This is a genomic window from Niallia sp. XMNu-256 (genome assembly GCF_036670015.1).
In the GTDB taxonomy this organism is placed as follows: Bacteria; Bacillota; Bacilli; order Bacillales; family Cytobacillaceae; genus Bacillus_BD.
In genome coordinates, this window is sequence record NZ_CP137636.1 from 2,938,496 (window position 1) to 2,957,252 (window position 18,757).

Sequence of the window (18,757 nt, forward strand, 5' to 3'; positions counted from 1 at the left end):
AACCTTATGATATTAAGGTTGTTTCAAAGTCTGTATAGTGCTCAATACATTTCTTAGCTCGTATACGGTCTTCTTCCGTCTGAAAACTAATAACAAGAACACCAATGATATCTTCTCTAGTTTCTCGAATTTGTATATTGGTAATGCTGATTTCTTCCTTAGCTAAATAGCCCGTTACTTCAGATACAACCCCCGGATAATCGGGGACATCAACAAATAAGTCATAAAAGGCAGGAATGGCCCCTTTCTGTTGTGGCAATTCATCTCTGAATCTTTTAGCATCGGCAAAATATTGATAAATTTTTTCACCATCTTCAGTTTTAATAATGGTAGCAACAGTTCTCATTTCGTTTTGCCATTGGTCTAGCAATTCCATTAATACCTCTTTATTATGTAAAAGAATATCGCGCCACATAGACGGGCTACTTGAAGCTATCCTAGTAATATCTCGAAATCCTCCAGCTGCTAGCCGCGGAATTAAATTTTGTTCTTTACTCTTTTTCTCAGCTTGATGGACAAGTGATGCAGCAATAATATGTGGGAAATGGCTAATCACTCCCGTTAAGAAATCATGTTCTTTCGGTGTAACTACAAGAAATTTTGCGTTTGTTCCTTTTAACCACTCTTTCAACACTTGCACTTTTCCTTGTTCAATTCCTTGACCTGGAGTTAATAGATAGAATGCATTTTCAAACAAAATGGCGCGAGCTGCTGATACTCCACTTTTATGGGAACCGGCCATTGGATGTCCACCGATAAATGTAATTCCTTGCGAACTTAATTTTTCCTCCGCCTTTTTGACTACCTCATATTTTGTACTTCCAGCATCTGTAATTATCACGTTTTTCTTTAGAGGAATTTCGCAGAGAAGATCGATAATTTGTTCTGTTTCTTTAACTGGAGTCGTAATTAAAATCAAATCAGCGTCTTTGGCACCGTCTTCGATTCTATCTACTAATCTGTCTACAACTCCAAGCATTTTTGCAATTTTACCTTGATCCTCATTAATATCATAACCGGTTATTTGGCATTCCCCATGCTCCCCTTTAATACACAATGCGAGAGAACCGCCAATAAGGCCTAGTCCAATGACAAATACTTGACCTTCCAATTCGGCCACCCCCTTTTTTTGCATTGCCACTCTCTATATAGTTGGATTAATTTGAAATAGCCGCTTTTTCTTGTAAGTATTGAGTCATGACTTCTATGACTCCATTATTCTCTTCGGTAGAACCAACCGTAACCCTAACAGACGTTGGGAACCCTAATGCATTACCAGAACGAACAATATAACCTCTTTCCAATAAATATTGGAAGACCTCGTCTCCACTCGTACCAAAATCAATTAAAATAAAGTTCGCTTGTGAAGGAAAATACTTTAATTGCTTTTCTTTACAAAATAACTCGAATTGAGCCATTCCATCGCGATTTTTCTTTTTGCATTCTTCAACATATTCTTGATCATTAATTGCAGCAATTGCAGCAATCTGTCCAAGTGTGTTGACATTAAATGGTTCCCTGACTGGTTCTAATGCTCGTATAATATCTTCATGTGCAATCCCATAACCAATTCTTAAACTAGCAATTCCATAAATTTTTGAAAAAGTTCTTACGACAATTACATTTTTATAAGTTTTAGCGAAGTCTACTGAATCATAGAAATCATCAGCTACAACATAATCATGATATGCATCATCAATAACCACTAGTGTTTGATCTGGTACACGATCAAGGAATGAAACGAGTTTTTCTTTTGAAATATGAAGGCCTGTAGGGTTATTCGGACTGCATACCCAAACAACCGCAGTATTTTCATCAATTGCCTTAAGCATAGATTCTAAATCATGTTCTCCATCGTTTAATGGGATCTCTCTAATCTCCGCTCCATCAACAATGGCATTATGTTTGTATTGTGAGAAGCTAGGGCTTGGCATCACCGTGTTTTTCCCCGGCAGCAAAAATGCGCGAGATACAATTTGAATTAAATTATCTGCTCCATTTCCAAAAATCAATTGATTTTGATTTACTTTTAAAAAATCACACATTGACTCTCGCAGCTTTGTCGCATATCCATCAGGGTAAATAGCGAAATTAGTAACCGCTTCTTTTAAAGCTTCCACTGCCTTAGGCGATGCCCCAAATGGGTTCTCATTAGAAGCAAGTTTTACAATATTCTCAAGACCATATTCTCGTTTTACCGATTCAATGGGTCTTCCTGGTTGATATGGTTTTAATGTTAATAATTGCTCTTTCCACTGCATGACTATTCACCTCAGGTTAATCTTGATTGTTTCTATGTTGTACTAAGTCCGGCCGTAAAGTAACAGCCTCTTCTAAATAAATATGCTCAATTTCCCGTTGCCTTTTCGTTGTATTAATATGCATCATTACTCGTATACATTTCTGTAATGCATGAGGGACAGCCATTTCCTTCATACACATGACAGGTACATAGCTCCACCCGTCGATCGCACGCATCGCTCTTGCTGGAAAAGCATTCGTAATATCATCTGTTACAGAAATAAATACGGAAGCCACCTGCTCTGGATCGATTTTATTCGCTTTGATCATCTCTCGTAATAATCGGTCCGTTTCTTGTAAAACAGCTATTTCAGTATCTTCTTTAATTGTAATCGCCCCGCGGACTCCTCGAACTTGCAAAAAATCCCCTCCCAATAGAAAAGCACAAGCGCCTTGACCAGCCCCGATAAAGAAAACTCTCCGACTGGCAAGCCTTTAGGCGAAGACAGAGGAGTAGTTGCTCTTATGCCTAACATTTTTCTAGTTAGGCCAAGCACAAGACGAACTGTCAAGAAGGTCGACCTTTACCTTCTTGACGGATTGGCTTGTGACCTCGAGAGGCTAGGCGCTGGAGCTAGACAGTTACCTAAAACTTATAAGTATAGCCTCTTATTCAGAGGCTGAATTGCTCTAACTCTCCTAAAATTTCCGTTTCGGATAATTCATAGATTTGCGGCATTCCAATTTTATTTAAAAGGACAAACCTAATTTGCCCATCGATTGATTTTTTATCACCTTTCATCCTTTGGATGAGTGCATCTAAAGATAAACCTCTCGGCAACTCGGTTTGATAGCCTAATGAATCAAGCCATATTTGAAAGGCTGCTGTATCCATTTGAAGCCCTGCAAATTTCTGACTAAGTTGTAAGGCGAATCCCATTCCAATTACAACGGCTTCTCCATGAGTGATTTTCCCATAGCCCATTTCAGCTTCAATCGCGTGTCCAAGAGTATGACCGAAGTTTAAATAAGCTCTTACCCCAGTTTCCTTCTCGTCCTCACCGACAATCACGCTCTTAATCTCAATTCCTTTTGCTAAAAACGTAACAAGATCCTCTTCTGTCAAATATTCTAATTGGCGAATATGATTTTTTAGCCAAGTATAGAAAGAAAAATCCTGTATGAGTCCATGCTTAATAACTTCAGCAAAACCCGAACGTATTTCATGCTGTGGCAAACTAGCTAAGAAATGAGTATCATAGATCACTGCCTCTGGTTGATAAAATGCCCCAATCATATTTTTACCTTTCGGATGATTGATCGCAACCTTCCCACCTACCGCACTATCATGTGCCAAGATCGTAGTTGGCAGCTGAATAAAAGGAATTCCTCGCATAAATGTCGCAGCAACAAATCCTGCCAAATCTCCAACCGCACCGCCGCCAAGTGCAAGGATTAAGGAACCGCGATCAAGACCGGCATTTAAAGCTGCTGTTTGACATTCATAATAAACGTCAAATGTTTTAGCCTCTTCCCCACTTGGTACCCTTATTGCTTCAACATGAAAGTCTTTGAGTAATTGAAGGATTCGATCTAAATAAAGAACTCCCACCTTTTCATCCGTAATAACCATGATTTTCGTGACAGATAGATGTTCCTGTATAAAACGGGGCAGTTCATCAATTACACCAGGCCCGATATAGACTGGGTAAGATTTTAATGGAGTCTTGACCATATGTTGAATCATTAAAATTCCCTCGCATATTTACGGTGTTCATCAACTACTTCTTTTAGCGTTTCAAAACGATCACTATAAAACTGATCAATAATGGCTGAAGCCAATTCCCATGCAACAACATTTTCAGCAACAACCGCAGCTGCTGGTACGGCACAACTATCTGAGCGTTCAACACTTGCTGTAAATTCCTCTTTTGACTCAATATCCACACTTTGCAGCGGCTTGTACAATGTTGGAATTGGTTTCATAACTCCTCTTATGACAAGTGGCATCCCATTGGACATACCACCTTCTAAGCCACCTAAACGATTGGTTTTTCGATAGAACCCTCTTTCTTCAGACCAAACGATCTCATCATGTACTTGGCTCCCTGGAATATGCGCTGCATCAAAGCCTATTCCAAATTCAACACCTTTGAATGCATTAATACTGCAGATTGCTGCAGCCAGTTTCGAATCTAACTTACGATCATAATGCACATAACTGCCAACCCCTGCTGGCATACCCTCTACAATAACCTCTACAGTTCCACCGATTGAGTCGCCATTTTCCTTTGCTGAGTCAATCGCTCTCATCATTTTTTCCCCTGCTTCTGGATCTAGACAGCGTACAGGTGATTCTTCTGTTATTTCTCTTAAGCTTTGAATCGAGTCATAACTTGTCTCTGATGCCTTTACCCCACCAATTTCTACTACATGGGATGCAACCTCGATTCCTAGTAGAGATAATAATTTTTTCGCTACAGCCCCTGCTGCAACACGAACGGTCGTTTCTCGCGCAGAGGATCGTTCTAATACATTTCTCATATCACGATGACCGTATTTTAACGCTCCGTTTAAATCAGCGTGACCTGGTCTAGGTCTCGTAACTTTCCGTTTGATATCTTCTTCATTTCCTTCAAAAGGCTCAGCCCCCATGATTTTTACCCAGTGTTTCCAGTCATTATTTTCTACAACTAATGCAACTGGCGACCCTAATGTTAATCCATGTCTAACCCCACTAGTGATCTCAACTATATCCTTTTCAATTTGCATTCGACGGCCGCGACCATACCCTTTTTGTCTTCTTGCCAATTGTTCATTTATATCCTCTTGTAATAGAGGCATTCCCGCTGGTAGTCCCTCTATAATGGTTGTTAATTGCGGGCCATGTGATTCTCCTGCTGTTAAATATCTCATCTTTCTTTCCCCCTTCACATCATTAAAGGATTATGTATCAATATAACATATCAATCCAAATTAGAATAGTAAGTTTTAAAAATAATCCTAACATTTTTTCAGAAAAGTTTATACCATTATTATATCTTTTTGTAGAAAAAAGTATCTTCCACTTCAAAACGATATTTGTTTACATTAAAAATTTGTTCAGTACTACCAACAAAAAGGATACCGTCCTGGTTTAGAGCCTTTGAAAATTTTTGATATATACTATCCTTTGCTTCTTCTGTAAAATAAATGAGAACATTGCGACATATAATTAAATCATAAGCTGTTCCATAGGGTTCAGCTAATAAATTATGTTTTTTAAAAGTGACGGTCTTTTTAATTTCCTCTGAAAGGACGTACCCGCTCTCCTCACGAGTAAAAAATCTTCTTTTCATATCCACCGGGATTTCGTTGAGAGACCGTTCAGGGTAAATTCCTAATTTTGCTCGAGCGATCGCTTTTTCATCAATATCTGATGCTAATATATTAATTTTTGATAACGGCATATACTTGGATAATATCATCGCTATTGTATATGGTTCCTCGCCTGTCGAACATGCTGCGCTCCATACTTTTGGTTTATTTACCCTTTTTAGCATTTTTGGCAAGATTCCTTTTTCTAAAACCTCCCAACGTTTATAATTACGATAAAATTCGGAAACATTGATCGTCATTCGATCCAAAAATTCATATAACAATTCTGAATCACGAGTCACCCCTTGAAAGTATGCTTCAAAGAAGGAGTATCCTTTCTTTTCATACAAGGAGGTTAGTCTTCTTTTCATTTGTGTCTCTTTGTATAGACTTAGATCAATTCCTGTTTTGGATTTTATGCGACTAATGAATTGTTGATAATCAGTAGGCATTCTTATACTCCCTTTATTAGGATAACTTTAGTATAGTACAAAAGGGATTCCCTTTTCCATCTAAATAGAAAAGCTACTCATTAAAAAAACGGCACTTGAAAAAAATCAAGTGCCGCTTTTTATTAATAAATCCATTGACCCATTAATTTATCGTATTGAACTACTTCTTCTTCCTTAAAAAATAATCCGATTTCACGAACTGCACTTTCAGGAGAGTCAGAACCATGAATTACGTTTTTTCCAACTGTTACTCCAAAATCGCCGCGAATGGTTCCAGGTGCAGCATCCTTTGGATTTGTTGAACCCATCATTTGACGAGCAGTTGCAATGACATTTTCGCCTTCCCAAATCATCGCAAATACTGGACCAGATGTGATAAAATCAACTAATTCACCAAAAAAAGGACGTTCTTTATGTTCACCGTAATGCTCTTCGGCTAATTCTCTAGGAATATTCATTAATTTTCCACCAACAAGTTGAAAACCTTTTTTCTCAAACCGTGAAATTATTTCACCAATTAAATTACGTTGTACACCATCTGGTTTAACCATTAAAAATGTTTTTTCCATAATACTTCAGCCCCTATAACAGTATGTATAATATTCTCCCTTTCGCTTTTTGAAAGGGATTCCATGGAAATAATAACATTTATTTGAATACTTTACAACTTCCCTAAAATTTTCTTTTGCCAATATATTTAGCAATATTACGAAGTGCGGTTTTGGCCTGATTATCGGGAAGTTGTTCAACCATGATTAGGGCTTTATTTAAATATTGATTGCTGATGTTTCTAGCTCTTTCAATTGCACCACAATCAATAATCAATTTAATAATCTCTTCCATTTCTTCCTTAGTCATCTTCTCATGGACTTTACGAATTTCCTTTGCAATTGCCTCATTTTCCATGGCAATTAAAGCCGGAAGTGTGATATTCCCTTGTAACAAATCTCCTCCAGATGGCTTCCCTAATTCCTTTTCAGTTCCTGTAAAATCAAGAATATCATCGATAATTTGGTAGGACATCCCCACATAATATCCATATTTCGCCAGATTCCATGCTGTTTTTTCGTCAACATTGGCCGTAATTGCACCTAACTGACAGCTCGATTCAATTAACAGAGCCGTTTTCCTTTTGATTCTCCGTAAATAATCCCTTAAATTTTGATTAAACCGATATTTATCTTTCATTTGCTCTAATTCACCGATGACCAACTCAACCATTGTATGCGAAAGAATTGTATGTGCCTGAGGTTTTTCTATTTCAGCCATTAATTCTAAAGCACGAGCAAAAATATAGTCGCCTGTATAAGTAGCAATTCGATTATCCCATTTAGCTTTAACGGTCGGTTGTCCTCTTCGAATGGACGCATCATCAATTACATCATCATGAATAAGAGAGGCAGCATGGATTAACTCTAAAGAAACCGCCACTTTTTTGATCTTATGAATATCGTACTCACCAAATTTAGCCGCCAATAACACAAAAAGAGGACGAATCCGCTTCCCCCCCGCTTGCAACAAATGAAGAGAGGCTTCTCTTAGCAGTGCCGAATCAGCATACACAGCCTCTTCTAATGCTTTCTCTACTATATCAATATCCTTATTTAAAAATGAATACATCATTTTAAATTTCATATCCGTATCCACCTTGCTGTAACCCCTGCTTGCACACGCAAACAAAACGTCCATTTATTTTAAGCTAAGTATTTGTCACATCACTTATCAATGTGTAAGACTGCTGCTGAATAAAGTTAACGCTTATAGCCAAAATGTGCTGCTGCAACGCCACCTGTATAAGGTTTATACGTTACATTCACAAAACCTGCTTGTTCAAACATCTCAGCTAGTTTTCTCATCCCCGGAAAATGACGCGTTGATTCATTTAACCAAGCATATTCCTTATAGCTTTTCGCAAATAATTTACCAAAAAACGGCATGATAAATTGAAAATAAAAATAATATAATTGCTTAAATCCAAAAGCGGTTGGATGAGATGTATCTAATGAAACAACCAATCCACCTGGTTTAACGACACGATACATTTCTTGTAACACTTGCTGAAGATCCGGTACATTTCGCAGCCCAAATCCAATGGTTACATAATCAAAGGCCCCATCAGGAAAAGGAAGTTCCATAGCATTCCCATGAACAAGAGTAACATTATGATAATTTTTTAACTTTTGTTCGCCTATTTTGAGCATATTTTTACTAAAATCCAGTCCGATTACTTCTCCATTGTCACCGACAGCTTGCGCTAGAGAGAGTGTCCAATCACCCGTACCACAACATAAATCAAGTGCTTTTGATCCTGCACGTACGTTCATTCGCTTCATAATATCATTCCGCCACCTGACATGCTGTTTGAAGCTAATGACAGAATTCATTTTGTCGTACTGGTCATAAATATTTTCGAAAACGCGGTGAACCTTTTGTTCTTTTGTTTGTTCTTGCATGCTTCTACCCTTCCTCCACAAATGATTTTTCTACTGGTTGGGTTCTATCCATCAATCGTTGTTTTAAATTGGGACTTAATAAAGGTGCATCATCCATTCCAATCATGATTTGCTTCTTAGCGTGCTCAATAAAACTCTCACATTGTTGGATTAAGCTCTGTTGCATGTGATTGTTTAGCCTTTCTCGATCACTTGCAAATGTTGAACGGTCAATGGCATGAAGAACAACTGAATTTCCGGTCGTCAAAAATAGTTCCTTTTCCTCAATTAATCGATTGAGGAGGAGAAAGTTTGCGATACTATAATCCCAATTTGTTATGTTAAAAAAATGGGCAAACTCTTCAATTAAGGAGAATTCAATCACCTTTACACTATCCATAACTTCTCTTACATTGTTTTGATTTTTACTGTAAAGAGTGACTTTATGCTCGTTAATTCTTTTAACTGCTTTCGATAGTTTTTTTATAATTGCAATATTTTCTACTTTAGCTAAAAATTTGTAATACAATCCACTATAATAGTCTCCCGCTAAAATAGTGAGTTGCCTTGTTTTCATACTATTATCATCTTTTAAAGAGTTGGATACATAATCATGTGTATCTAAAGCAATATACATAAGCATAATGGCAATAATATATGAATCTTGTTCTATTGGAGAAAGATCTAATTGATCAGCTATTGAAATCAGGATAAGTAATTTATCCTCATCAATTTTTGGCAATTGGATATATTTACGTAAATAAGGATGTAAAACATATCTTTCGATGATTTCCTTCATTTGTGCTATTCTAATTTCAATATCGCTCATGTAATCACACCCTTATTCCCCGTTTAATTATTAAGTAGTGTTAAATCTATATATTATATAGGACAAGCAGACCCCATTATATCATAAAAGATGCTATATTGGGGTATGCTTTCCTATTTTGTTTACTTCACTTCAGTTGAATATATGGTTAGTTAGAATCCGTTTTTCCTTCGCTTTCTAAGTCACCAAATTGCGTTTTAATAAAAGCAGAACCGCGAATTTTAATTGCTGATGTATGTTCTGTAAATTGTGCAATTAACACTTCGCCTTTATCTAATTTTTCAGAATGGTGAAACTTAGTATCTGAACCCCTTGTTAAACCAATGACGTTGACACCGTCTTCTTTTGCTTTAATAATTACATAATCATTAGAGGTTGGTTTTGTATTCATAATCCCCACAGCCTTCTTTCTATATTGAGCTTTATGGATGTTTAATTAACGACAGCACTTCTGATCGTAAGTTACTATCCTCGTCAAAAACACCCCTCGTTGAAGTTGTAAGTGTTCTAGTACCAGGTTTATTGACACCCCTCATTGTCATACACATATGTTCGGCCTCAACTAATACCATGACTCCATGTGGTTCCAGTGTTTCATATATACTATCAGCAAGCACAGCTGTAATCCGTTCCTGGAGCTGTGGCCTTCTTGAAACAGCCTCTACCGCTCTAGCCAATTTACTTAAACCGGTAACTCGTCCATTTCTCGGTAAATAGGCTACATGGGCTTTACCAAAGAACGGAACTAGATGATGCTCGCACATCGAATAAAGAGTAATATCCTTCACTAATACTAATTCTTCATGTTCCTCACTGAATACGGTTTGAAAATATTCTTTCGGGTCTTGCTGTAAACCACTAAACACTTCTTCATACATCTTTGCTACTCTTTTAGGAGTATCTAGGAGTCCTTCTCGATTTGGGTCTTCTCCAATTGCTTCTAATATTAAACGTACCGCTTCTTCAATTTGAGTACGATTGACTTGTGTCATTCAGATTTCCTCCTAATATGATCTCAAAACTAAATAATAATTTCTCTTATCTCTTATAGAAAACCTTAATGATTCGTTGATGAATTACTATTTATAGTAGCATACTTTATAAATTATTATTAGGTGGAAATCATGAGGATATGCCTGTCAGCAACTGAAAAACATATGTATATTTAGATGACTTCAATAAAAAACCGCGAATTCTCGCGGTTTATTAGCACTTATATGTAATTATTTAACTGCATCTTTTAGCGCTTTACCTGGTTTAAATGCAGGAACCTTACTTGCAGCAATTTCAATTTCTTCCCCTGTTTGAGGGTTACGTCCTTTACGTGCAGCACGCTCACGGACCTCAAAGTTTCCGAAGCCAATAAGCTGTACCTTATCACCGTCTTTTAATGCGTTTAGAATCGCATCAAAAACAGCATCTACTGCTTTAGTGGCATCCTTTTTAGAAAGCTCACTTGCCTCAGCAACTGCGTTAATTAATTCTGTTTTGTTCATGACAGTCACCTCCTCCCAATGATTAAAAACCTTGTAAATACTCACTTCTTACCTACATTTGTAAACAAATTTTGTTAATTCTATACATCATTACCATTTTTTAAATGATAACAAGCATTATCTTAAAACATAGAGAAGAATATTTCAAACCTTTTTTTAAAAAAAGCCTTTAATTTCAAGGGTTTTTTGATTATTATTACCAATTCCTCTAAAAGATTATCATAATAGAATCCTAATCGCAAGAGAATTTTAACAACCTAGACAAGTTTTCCCTCCATTTACATACACTCCGTCAAATTTCACCCCGAATACTTATACACCCAAAGCACAATTACATAGATTCACCTGACTAAGTTGTCATAACCGTAGCTCGAACTCATTCGGTGAGTTTCTACCAAATATTCCTTGGTTTCCGCAGGAAGCTTAATATATATCAGCTTAGGATTGAACTTCGCTCTATTAGAAAATCATTTGCACTCTTCTCCGACTTTTAGAGGTAGAACTAATCAACTAATGAAGCAACAAAAAAAAAAAGAACTCTCATAGTGAGAGTCCTATAATATAATCGCAATTAGTCCACCAGATCCTTCATTGATAATTCTTTCTAACGTTTCTTTCAACTTATATCGAGCGTTTTCAGGCATTAAGGACAGTTTTGCTTGAATGCCTTCCCTGACTATGGAACTCAAACTTCTTCCAAAAATATCAGAGTTCCAAATGGAAAGTGGATTATCTTCAAAATCCTGCATGAGATATCGGACTAATTCTTCACTTTGTTTTTCAGTTCCAATAATTGGAGCAAATTCACTTTCCACATCAACTTTAATCATATGAATCGATGGAGCCACCGCCTTTAGGCGTACACCAAAACGTGAGCCCTGACGAATAATTTCTGGTTCTTCCAAACTCATATCCGCGAGGGCTGGTGATGCAATTCCATAGCCTGTTTGTTTTACCATTTTTAAGGCATCTGCGACTTGGTCGTATTCGGTTTTAGCATGGGCAAAATCCTGCATAAGTTCTAGGAGATGGTCTTTTCCACGGATTTCGACACCTACAATCTCTTTTAAGATATCATCGTATAATTCATCAGGTGCAAATAAATCAATTTCCGCAACACCCTGGCCCATTTCAATTCCCGCTAAGCCTGCTCGGTCTATAAATTCAAATTCAGAGAACTGTTGAACCACTCGATCCACGTCTCGCAGCCTTTTAATATCCTTTACTGTTTCTTTAACGGCCTCTTGATAACTCTCACGAAGCCAGTGATTCTCTTTGAGGACCATTACCCAACTAGGTAGATTAACATTAACCTCGAGAACTGGAAATTCATATAATGCTTCTCTCATCACATTTAAAACATCGGTTTCACGCATCCCCTCTACACTCATCGCCAGTACAGGGATGTCATACTTTTCCGAAAGATCTGCACGGAGGGATTCTGTATTTGGATGTTGTGGTTGTACACTATTGATCACCATAATAAATGGTTTTCCAACCTCTTTTAACTCATTGATGACACGTTCCTCTGCCTCAATATAGTTACTCCGTGGAATGTCACCAATTGTACCGTCTGTCGTAATGACAACACCGATGGTTGAGTGCTCTTGTATCACTTTTCGAGTTCCAATTTCTGCAGCCTCATGAAATGGGATCGGCTCTTCATACCAAGGAGTCGTAATCATTCGTGGACCATTCTCATCTTCATATCCTTTTGCCCCTGGTACTGTATATCCAACACAATCAACTAAGCGGATGTTCACATCCAATCCTTCAGCAACATGAATGCTTGCTGCTTGGTTTGGAACAAATTTCGGTTCTGTTGTCATGATTGTTTTTCCAGCAGCACTTTGAGGGAGCTCATCTTGGGTGCGGGCTCGCTCTGCTTCATTGCTAATGTTAGGTAGTACAACTAATTCCATAAATTTTTTAATAAATGTTGATTTACCAGTACGGACTGCACCAACTACACCTAGATATATGTCTCCACCGGTTCTTTCGGCTATATCTTTAAAAATATCTATCTTTTCCAAGTGATCCCCTCCTAAAATCCCGATACTAATAATGTATTGAATGATCCTATCAATTATTTTCTACACTATATGTTTATGATGTTGTCCCACATCGTTATGACAGTTTTCTATATTTTTAACCTCCTTATCGGAAGAATAACATGTGAGGGTTTCACTTTCATTACGAGAAAAAACCCTTCTTTTACAATATATTTTGTAAAAGAAGGGTTATGACTAATTCGTTAAAAAGACAGGTTCATTTGTTTCTGAATCAATCGTATATGGCAAGGAATAAGCGGGTACAAATGGAGAGCTCTTTATTAAAATATTCCTTATATCATCTCCATTTTGGAATTCATGAGACTCATTGTTTATCGCCTGATATAAATCACTACGATAATCCACATATACTTCTGTTTTGTGATTAATCACAATCGGGAGATGTTGACTACTATAAGGACTAACCACAAATGGTTCCTCAGAATAACCTAGCTTTTCAAAATCAATACTATAAATATTTTCAGCAAGCTTATCCTTAAATGGAGGATAACCTTGAATTTTAATACGTAAATTAATTTCACTAATGAGATCAGCTATTCGCAGGTCAAACATTTTAACTGTTGGTTTCGTTTCAGCGTCAACAATGACATATTGAAACACCCCCCCACTCTCATAAGCATTGCTAGGGGGTTCAGCCATATACTCTGGTATAAGTCTTTTAAAATCAATTGGATATTTATGGTATATAGGTGTGTCCTTTTCTAATGTTTTGATTGGCAAAATCCCACCCTGATCTTTTTGGAAATTCTCAACTGCAGTCTGTACCGATTGCAGTTGATCCTGATATGGAATTGCATTATGTGCCAATTGTTCCTCAGGAAACATACACCCAGCTAACAGTGGTATGCTAACTAACAACACAAGTGTGAATAACTTCTTCAATCTCCTCAGCCCTTTTAATCTATAAAGTTACTATGTAGTTGGTCCACTAAAAACCACTAAAAATATGATCATTCCAGAAATAAATAATAATAGATAGGCAAAAATAGCGGAAAAAACCTTTAAAATTTTTTGTTTTAATTTATACCTACTCAAATAAATTAAGATCATTGCCACAAACAAAAATCCCATTGATGCAATTGATATCCACATTCTCATTAATGCTGGTGACATTTTCTCCACTCCCCTTATTTGAGAAGTATTATATCACAGTAATTAGTATTTTTATAATGTTTTGACTCTTTATTTTTTGTCTAATAATTGAGGGCAATTTTTTTAAAAAAATAAAAAAAGCCAGAACGAAGATGGGGCTAAAAAATCTTCATTCTGGCCTCTAATTGACTAAATAACCCATGTTCACAGTTTAATACACCAGTTCCTTCGTATGCATTGTATGCAAGAACCTTGTAAATCGTATCCTCAAATGCCTAGAAAGGAAAATTTTTTTCAGGAATTTAAATCAATTAGATGGTTAAATCTTCCATTTCATGAGTTTTTACTCTTCCCATTAATTCATCAACAGCAGCTTTGGCATTCCCATTATTAAATAATACCCCATATAGGGCATCAGTGATCGGCATATTGACCTCATATTTCTTGGCTAATTGCCATGCAGCCTTTGTTGTTCGTACCCCTTCGACAACCATTCCCATGTTATCCAACACTTCCTGGAGAGACTTTCCTTTACCGAGTAAATTCCCAGCTCGCCAATTACGGGAATGAACGCTTGTACATGTAACAATTAAATCACCAATGCCTGTTAAGCCAGCAAAAGTTAAAGGACTAGCCCCCATTTTGACTCCAAGTCTTGTGATCTCTGCAAGACCTCTTGTCATTAAAGCAGCTTTAGCGTTATCTCCATACCCTAGTCCATCCGATATTCCTGCCGCTAATGCAATAATGTTTTTGAGGGCTCCACCAATTTCTACCCCAATAATATCAGGATTTGTATATACGCGGAAATGTTGGTTAATAAACAGATCTTGCACTCGCTCTGCTGCAGTTATATTCTGAGAAGATGAAGTTACAGTTGTTGGTTGGCGTAGAGCAACTTCTTCAGCATGACTTGGACCTGATAGAACGACAATACTTTCATATAGATCTTTAGGCAGTTCTTCTTGTATCATTTCTGAAATTCTCATAAATGTATCAGGCTCAATGCCTTTACTAACATGCACAATCGTTAATGGACTTTTTTGAAATGATCTGACCTTCCCTAGTACTTCACGAATTGCTTTTGTTGGAACAGCTAGAACAATAAGGTCTAATCCTGAAACGGCTTCTTCAAGAGAAGAATAGCCAATAATATTGTTGGGTAACTCGATATTTGGTAAATACTTTTGATTTGAATGATGTTGATTAATTTCTTCTATTTGGTCTGGTTTATGTCCCCATAAGCGGACCTCATGTCCATTGTCCGCTAAAACAATGGACAGGGCTGTTCCCCAACTTCCAGCACCTAACACAGCAACCTTTTCTATTTTACTCATACCATCACACCCTTTTTTACTTCCTTGCACGCGGGAAGATTTTGATTGGAGTCCCCTCAAATCCAAACGCATCCCTGATCCGATTCTCAAGAAATCGCTCATAAGAAAAATGCATTAATTCTGGTTCATTAACAAAAACAACAAATGTAGGTGGTTTTACAGAAACTTGAGTTGTATAATAAATCTTTAACCGCCTCCCTTTGTCTGTTGGTGTCGGATTCATAGCAACTGCATCCATAATGACATCATTTAAAATACTTGTATCCACACGACGAGCGTGATTTTCACTCGCCATATCAATCATTGGCATTAATGTATGGATCCTCTTCTTCGTTTTAGCCGACAGAAAAACAATTGGAGCATAATCAAGAAACTGGAAATTATCCCGAATGTTTTCTTCAAAGTCTTTCATGGTTTTTTCGTCTTTTTCGACAGCATCCCATTTATTTACAACAATGACAACAGCTCGTCCTGCCTCATGTGCATAACCAGCTATTTTTTTATCTTGTTCAATAATCCCTTCTTCAGCATTAATTACGACTAGAACCACATCTGAACGTTCAATCGCCCGCAATGCTCTTAACACACTATATTTTTCAGTTGTTTCATATACTTTTCCTTTTTTTCGCATCCCGGCTGTATCAATAATGACATACTCTTGACTGTTGTATGTTAGAATTGAGTCAATGGCATCACGGGTTGTACCAGAAATATCACTAACAATCACACGTTCTTCTCCTAGGATAGCATTCACTAATGAGGATTTCCCAACATTAGGTCGTCCAATTAAAGAAAAACAAATCACATCATCTTCATAATCTTTCGTATCTCTTTTAGGAAAGTGTTTAGCTGCCTCATCTAATAAGTCTCCAAGCCCTAAACCGTGGGAACCAGAAACAGGGAACGGTTCTCCAAATCCCAAAGAGTAAAAATCATAAATCTGTTCTCTCATTTCAGGATTATCGATTTTATTGACCGCTAACACGACAGGTTTCTTCGCTTTATACAATATTTTAGCGACTTCTTCATCAGCAGAAGTCACACCTTCTCTTCCATTCGTTAAAAATATGATTACATCTGCTTCATCAATTGCAATTTCTGCTTGCTGACGAATTTGTTCTAAGAATGGCTCATCTCCAATGTCAATTCCACCTGTATCTATGATGTTAAAGTCATGACTCAGCCATTCTCCAGAACTATAAATCCGATCCCTTGTCACACCTGGGATATCTTCGACAATTGAAATTCTTTCTCCTACAATCCGATTAAAGATCGTTGATTTTCCAACGTTAGGCCGACCTACAATGGCAATAACGGGTTTCGCCATTATTATCACCCTCCTTATATATTCACGCACTTTTTGTTATGTATCATTTGGTTTACAAGTAAAATTTAACATGGTGGATCATTACATGCCAGAAAACCCTTCTGTACTAAGAAGGGCTTAACTATACTAGTTTATCAAAAGTATACTCCAATATCAATGTTTCACGATAATATAGACTTCATCTGTAATGGCATGGGCAATTCCATCCAATATTGCTTCTAAATTGGTGGCATAGTAGTCCATTTGTTCTTTATCGTCACAAACAAAAACCGTTGTTCCACTTGGAACGCGATTCGGATTTGTCGTAATTGCAGCTAAAATAAATTTCCCGAGATTCATTCTTCAATACTTCCTTCCGACTTAACTTTTCTCTCTTTTGGCATTCGTATCGCATTTTCCAAAGTTGGAACCGCTCCGATCGTTTCGATCGCTTTTTGTTTATCACGATCTTGAGGCAGAATAAAAACAGCTACCCTTCCATCTTCTAAATCTCTTTTAGCAAGCGGCGCTAGGGCAGGAGTACCGGAATCACGATAAATACCTAATGCTGTTGATACATCATGCAGAATTGCTTGTCGTTGTCCGAGATTAGCAATTGTCGAGCGAGCATCGAAGTTTTTCGGTGTTAAAACAAAGCCCATTCCATAGCGAAGGATTTCTTCACGACGGTCCGGTATTCCAATATTCATAATATATATATTATCTACATGTAATCCAGGTCCATCAAAATGAGGTTCAACATATTTAATATCCACAATTTCTCTTAACTTTCCGCCAGTCATTAACTTCTTTGAAATCAACATACAAACAATTACAGCAACTACCGCTACCCAAAAGTTAAATATTAAATAAAAAAGTGTCGTAATTAAAGATGTAAAGATTACTAAATAATTCCTGCTTTCAAAAACAACCGCAATTCCTTCAATATACGTTTTTCCACGCGGCACCAACTCATAGCCGTCTAACTCTGTCAGCGTATTTCGCTCCATGTTTCTCACTTCTCTAAATTGAGAAGCTGCAACGGTTAAGAAGGTAATTGCTGTAAAATCCTCCTCCATTAAAGACGGAACAGCCAGTGTTCCTAGACCTGCAGCGATAAAGCCTAAGGCAATGTGGATGATTTTCCCATGCAAATAAGTTGGATATTGACGATAATCGGTTTTCAACATATATACTCTAGACAATGTTCCGATTGCTACCCCGAATGCGACGGGTAAAGTGTATTCATTCATGATAGTTTTTGTTTCTCCTTTTCTATAGAATCGACCTGCTTGTCAAAATAACTAGCTACTAGTTCTAATCCATTCCATCCAACTAAAAATGATATTGACAAAGCATAAGGGTCAAGTGAATATAATGTAGCTACAGGATATGAGAATGAATACTTTGCTACAAGCAAACTATATAAGATTTCTCCATGGATTGATCCCATTGTAACTGCAATCATTCTCAATCTTTTATCTTGAATGAGTAGCAGCGTTGTACAAGTTAGAATAATAGCTAATAACCATTCTCTCTTCATCATTAACCATACAGGGTCAAATAATTCGTATAAATGGAAACAGGCCGTAACTAACATTAAAATAAAAACAGAAAATAAAACATATAATAAAGGTTTTAAGTCTAAACGCGAAATGGTTAGGTAGGTGGTTAGCAACATAAATAAACCTGAGCCACTTATCTCTAGAGATCCCACTAGAACTGAAGAAGTAGACAGCATAATAGAAACTAATATCCAAGCAGATAGAATTAAACGGTCATGATGGTTCTTAGAATAAAAAAATGTAGTAATGACCCACCCCATCCAAAAAATCCAATAAAATAACAAACCATTCATTTCCCCATATACCTCCTATCTTTACCAGTATGACTACATTTTATGTAATTTAATCGCGCAGCAAGTTGATAACCAAAATCTTGTACGTTTACGGGTATAATCTAATATGGATGTTGCATGTTATTAAAGTGGAGGTGATAAGATGGGAAATGATCGCCAAGAAAAGAAACTTAAACAATCAAGAAGAGTAGAGTCCGACAGAGACCAAGCCTTACACTATCCCGGTGCAACGAAACTACAAAGTCCTGAAGAAGCCAGAAAGTTAAATGACGGAAAATAAAAGGT

The 18,757-nt window shown here is 37.0% G+C and carries 22 protein-coding genes; 1 reads left to right on the plus strand and 21 read right to left on the minus strand.

The genetic code is table 11. The features are described 5' to 3' along the window. Nucleotides 1-4 precede the first annotated feature (4 nt). From R4Z10_RS14915 to R4Z10_RS15015, 21 genes are all read right to left on the minus strand, one after another. On the minus strand, nucleotides 5-1,111 hold the full coding sequence (locus tag R4Z10_RS14915) for a prephenate dehydrogenase (RefSeq protein WP_338470085.1): 1,107 nt from the start codon (nucleotides 1,109-1,111) through the stop codon (nucleotides 5-7). A 46-nt stretch (nucleotides 1,112-1,157) separates the two neighbouring features. Beyond that, nucleotides 1,158-2,261, minus strand: a complete 1,104-nt coding sequence (gene hisC, locus R4Z10_RS14920) for a histidinol-phosphate transaminase (protein WP_338470086.1) — start codon at nucleotides 2,259-2,261, stop codon at nucleotides 1,158-1,160. Nucleotides 2,262-2,277: 16 nt separating this feature from the next. Next, nucleotides 2,278-2,661, minus strand: coding sequence for a chorismate mutase (aroH, locus tag R4Z10_RS14925; protein WP_338470087.1), 384 nt, complete (start codon nucleotides 2,659-2,661; stop codon nucleotides 2,278-2,280). 253 nt (nucleotides 2,662-2,914) lie between these two features. Beyond that, a complete protein-coding gene (gene aroB, locus R4Z10_RS14930) occupies nucleotides 2,915-3,988 on the minus strand; it encodes a 3-dehydroquinate synthase (RefSeq protein ID WP_338470088.1) in 1,074 nt (357 codons plus the stop codon). Further along, nucleotides 3,988-5,157, minus strand: a complete 1,170-nt coding sequence (gene aroC, locus R4Z10_RS14935; RefSeq protein WP_338470089.1) for a chorismate synthase — start codon at nucleotides 5,155-5,157, stop codon at nucleotides 3,988-3,990. The genes aroB and aroC overlap by 1 nt, the downstream gene beginning before the upstream one ends. 119 nt (nucleotides 5,158-5,276) lie before the next feature. Then, nucleotides 5,277-6,050 carry a protein-glutamate O-methyltransferase CheR gene (locus R4Z10_RS14940; RefSeq protein ID WP_338470090.1) on the minus strand — a complete coding sequence of 258 codons (774 nt, stop codon included), beginning with the start codon at nucleotides 6,048-6,050 and terminating at the stop codon, nucleotides 5,277-5,279. A gap of 122 nt (nucleotides 6,051-6,172) precedes the next feature. Beyond that, on the minus strand, nucleotides 6,173-6,619 hold the full coding sequence (gene ndk, locus R4Z10_RS14945) for a nucleoside-diphosphate kinase (RefSeq protein ID WP_338470091.1): 447 nt from the start codon (nucleotides 6,617-6,619) through the stop codon (nucleotides 6,173-6,175). Between the two features lie 103 nt (nucleotides 6,620-6,722). Further along, a complete protein-coding gene (hepT, locus tag R4Z10_RS14950) occupies nucleotides 6,723-7,685 on the minus strand; it encodes a heptaprenyl diphosphate synthase component II (RefSeq protein ID WP_338470092.1) in 963 nt (320 codons plus the stop codon). A gap of 116 nt (nucleotides 7,686-7,801) precedes the next feature. Beyond that, complete coding sequence (locus tag R4Z10_RS14955) at nucleotides 7,802-8,503, minus strand: demethylmenaquinone methyltransferase (protein ID WP_338470093.1); 702 nt, start codon at nucleotides 8,501-8,503, stop codon at nucleotides 7,802-7,804. Between the two features lie 4 nt (nucleotides 8,504-8,507). After that, nucleotides 8,508-9,311, minus strand: a complete 804-nt coding sequence (locus R4Z10_RS14960; RefSeq protein WP_338470094.1) for a heptaprenyl diphosphate synthase component 1 — start codon at nucleotides 9,309-9,311, stop codon at nucleotides 8,508-8,510. Nucleotides 9,312-9,459: 148 nt separating this feature from the next. Next, nucleotides 9,460-9,702, minus strand: coding sequence for a trp RNA-binding attenuation protein MtrB (mtrB, locus tag R4Z10_RS14965; protein ID WP_338470095.1), 243 nt, complete (start codon nucleotides 9,700-9,702; stop codon nucleotides 9,460-9,462). A 31-nt stretch (nucleotides 9,703-9,733) separates the two neighbouring features. Further along, a complete protein-coding gene (gene folE / locus R4Z10_RS14970; RefSeq protein WP_338470096.1) occupies nucleotides 9,734-10,303 on the minus strand; it encodes a GTP cyclohydrolase I FolE in 570 nt (189 codons plus the stop codon). 231 nt (nucleotides 10,304-10,534) lie between these two features. Then, the gene (locus R4Z10_RS14975; protein WP_338470097.1) at nucleotides 10,535-10,807 is read right to left on the minus strand and encodes an HU family DNA-binding protein; all 273 of its coding nucleotides are present in this window, start codon (nucleotides 10,805-10,807) and stop codon (nucleotides 10,535-10,537) included. A 554-nt stretch (nucleotides 10,808-11,361) separates the two neighbouring features. Beyond that, on the minus strand, nucleotides 11,362-12,840 hold the full coding sequence (gene spoIVA, locus R4Z10_RS14980) for a stage IV sporulation protein A (protein ID WP_338470098.1): 1,479 nt from the start codon (nucleotides 12,838-12,840) through the stop codon (nucleotides 11,362-11,364). 213 nt (nucleotides 12,841-13,053) lie between these two features. Next, nucleotides 13,054-13,761, minus strand: coding sequence for a hypothetical protein (locus R4Z10_RS14985; protein ID WP_338470099.1), 708 nt, complete (start codon nucleotides 13,759-13,761; stop codon nucleotides 13,054-13,056). 30 nt (nucleotides 13,762-13,791) lie between these two features. Beyond that, nucleotides 13,792-13,992 carry a DUF2768 domain-containing protein gene (locus R4Z10_RS14990; RefSeq protein WP_338470100.1) on the minus strand — a complete coding sequence of 67 codons (201 nt, stop codon included), beginning with the start codon at nucleotides 13,990-13,992 and terminating at the stop codon, nucleotides 13,792-13,794. A gap of 290 nt (nucleotides 13,993-14,282) precedes the next feature. After that, complete coding sequence (locus R4Z10_RS14995) at nucleotides 14,283-15,308, minus strand: NAD(P)H-dependent glycerol-3-phosphate dehydrogenase (protein ID WP_338470101.1); 1,026 nt, start codon at nucleotides 15,306-15,308, stop codon at nucleotides 14,283-14,285. Between the two features lie 16 nt (nucleotides 15,309-15,324). After that, a complete protein-coding gene (gene der / locus R4Z10_RS15000) occupies nucleotides 15,325-16,635 on the minus strand; it encodes a ribosome biogenesis GTPase Der (protein WP_338470102.1) in 1,311 nt (436 codons plus the stop codon). A gap of 153 nt (nucleotides 16,636-16,788) precedes the next feature. After that, nucleotides 16,789-16,974: a hypothetical protein gene (locus R4Z10_RS15005; RefSeq protein ID WP_338470103.1), complete on the minus strand. Its 186-nt coding sequence runs from the start codon at nucleotides 16,972-16,974 to the stop codon at nucleotides 16,789-16,791. Continuing rightward, on the minus strand, nucleotides 16,971-17,867 hold the full coding sequence (locus tag R4Z10_RS15010; RefSeq protein ID WP_338470104.1) for a YIEGIA family protein: 897 nt from the start codon (nucleotides 17,865-17,867) through the stop codon (nucleotides 16,971-16,973). Before R4Z10_RS15010 ends, R4Z10_RS15005 begins: the two co-directional genes overlap by 4 nt. Continuing rightward, a complete protein-coding gene (locus tag R4Z10_RS15015; protein WP_338470105.1) occupies nucleotides 17,864-18,472 on the minus strand; it encodes a hypothetical protein in 609 nt (202 codons plus the stop codon). The genes R4Z10_RS15010 and R4Z10_RS15015 overlap by 4 nt, the downstream gene beginning before the upstream one ends. 142 nt (nucleotides 18,473-18,614) lie before the next feature. On the opposite strand from R4Z10_RS15015, the gene R4Z10_RS15020 reads away from it, so the two are divergent. Continuing rightward, complete coding sequence (locus tag R4Z10_RS15020; RefSeq protein ID WP_338470106.1) at nucleotides 18,615-18,752, plus strand: YpzI family protein; 138 nt, start codon at nucleotides 18,615-18,617, stop codon at nucleotides 18,750-18,752. Nucleotides 18,753-18,757 lie beyond the last annotated feature (5 nt).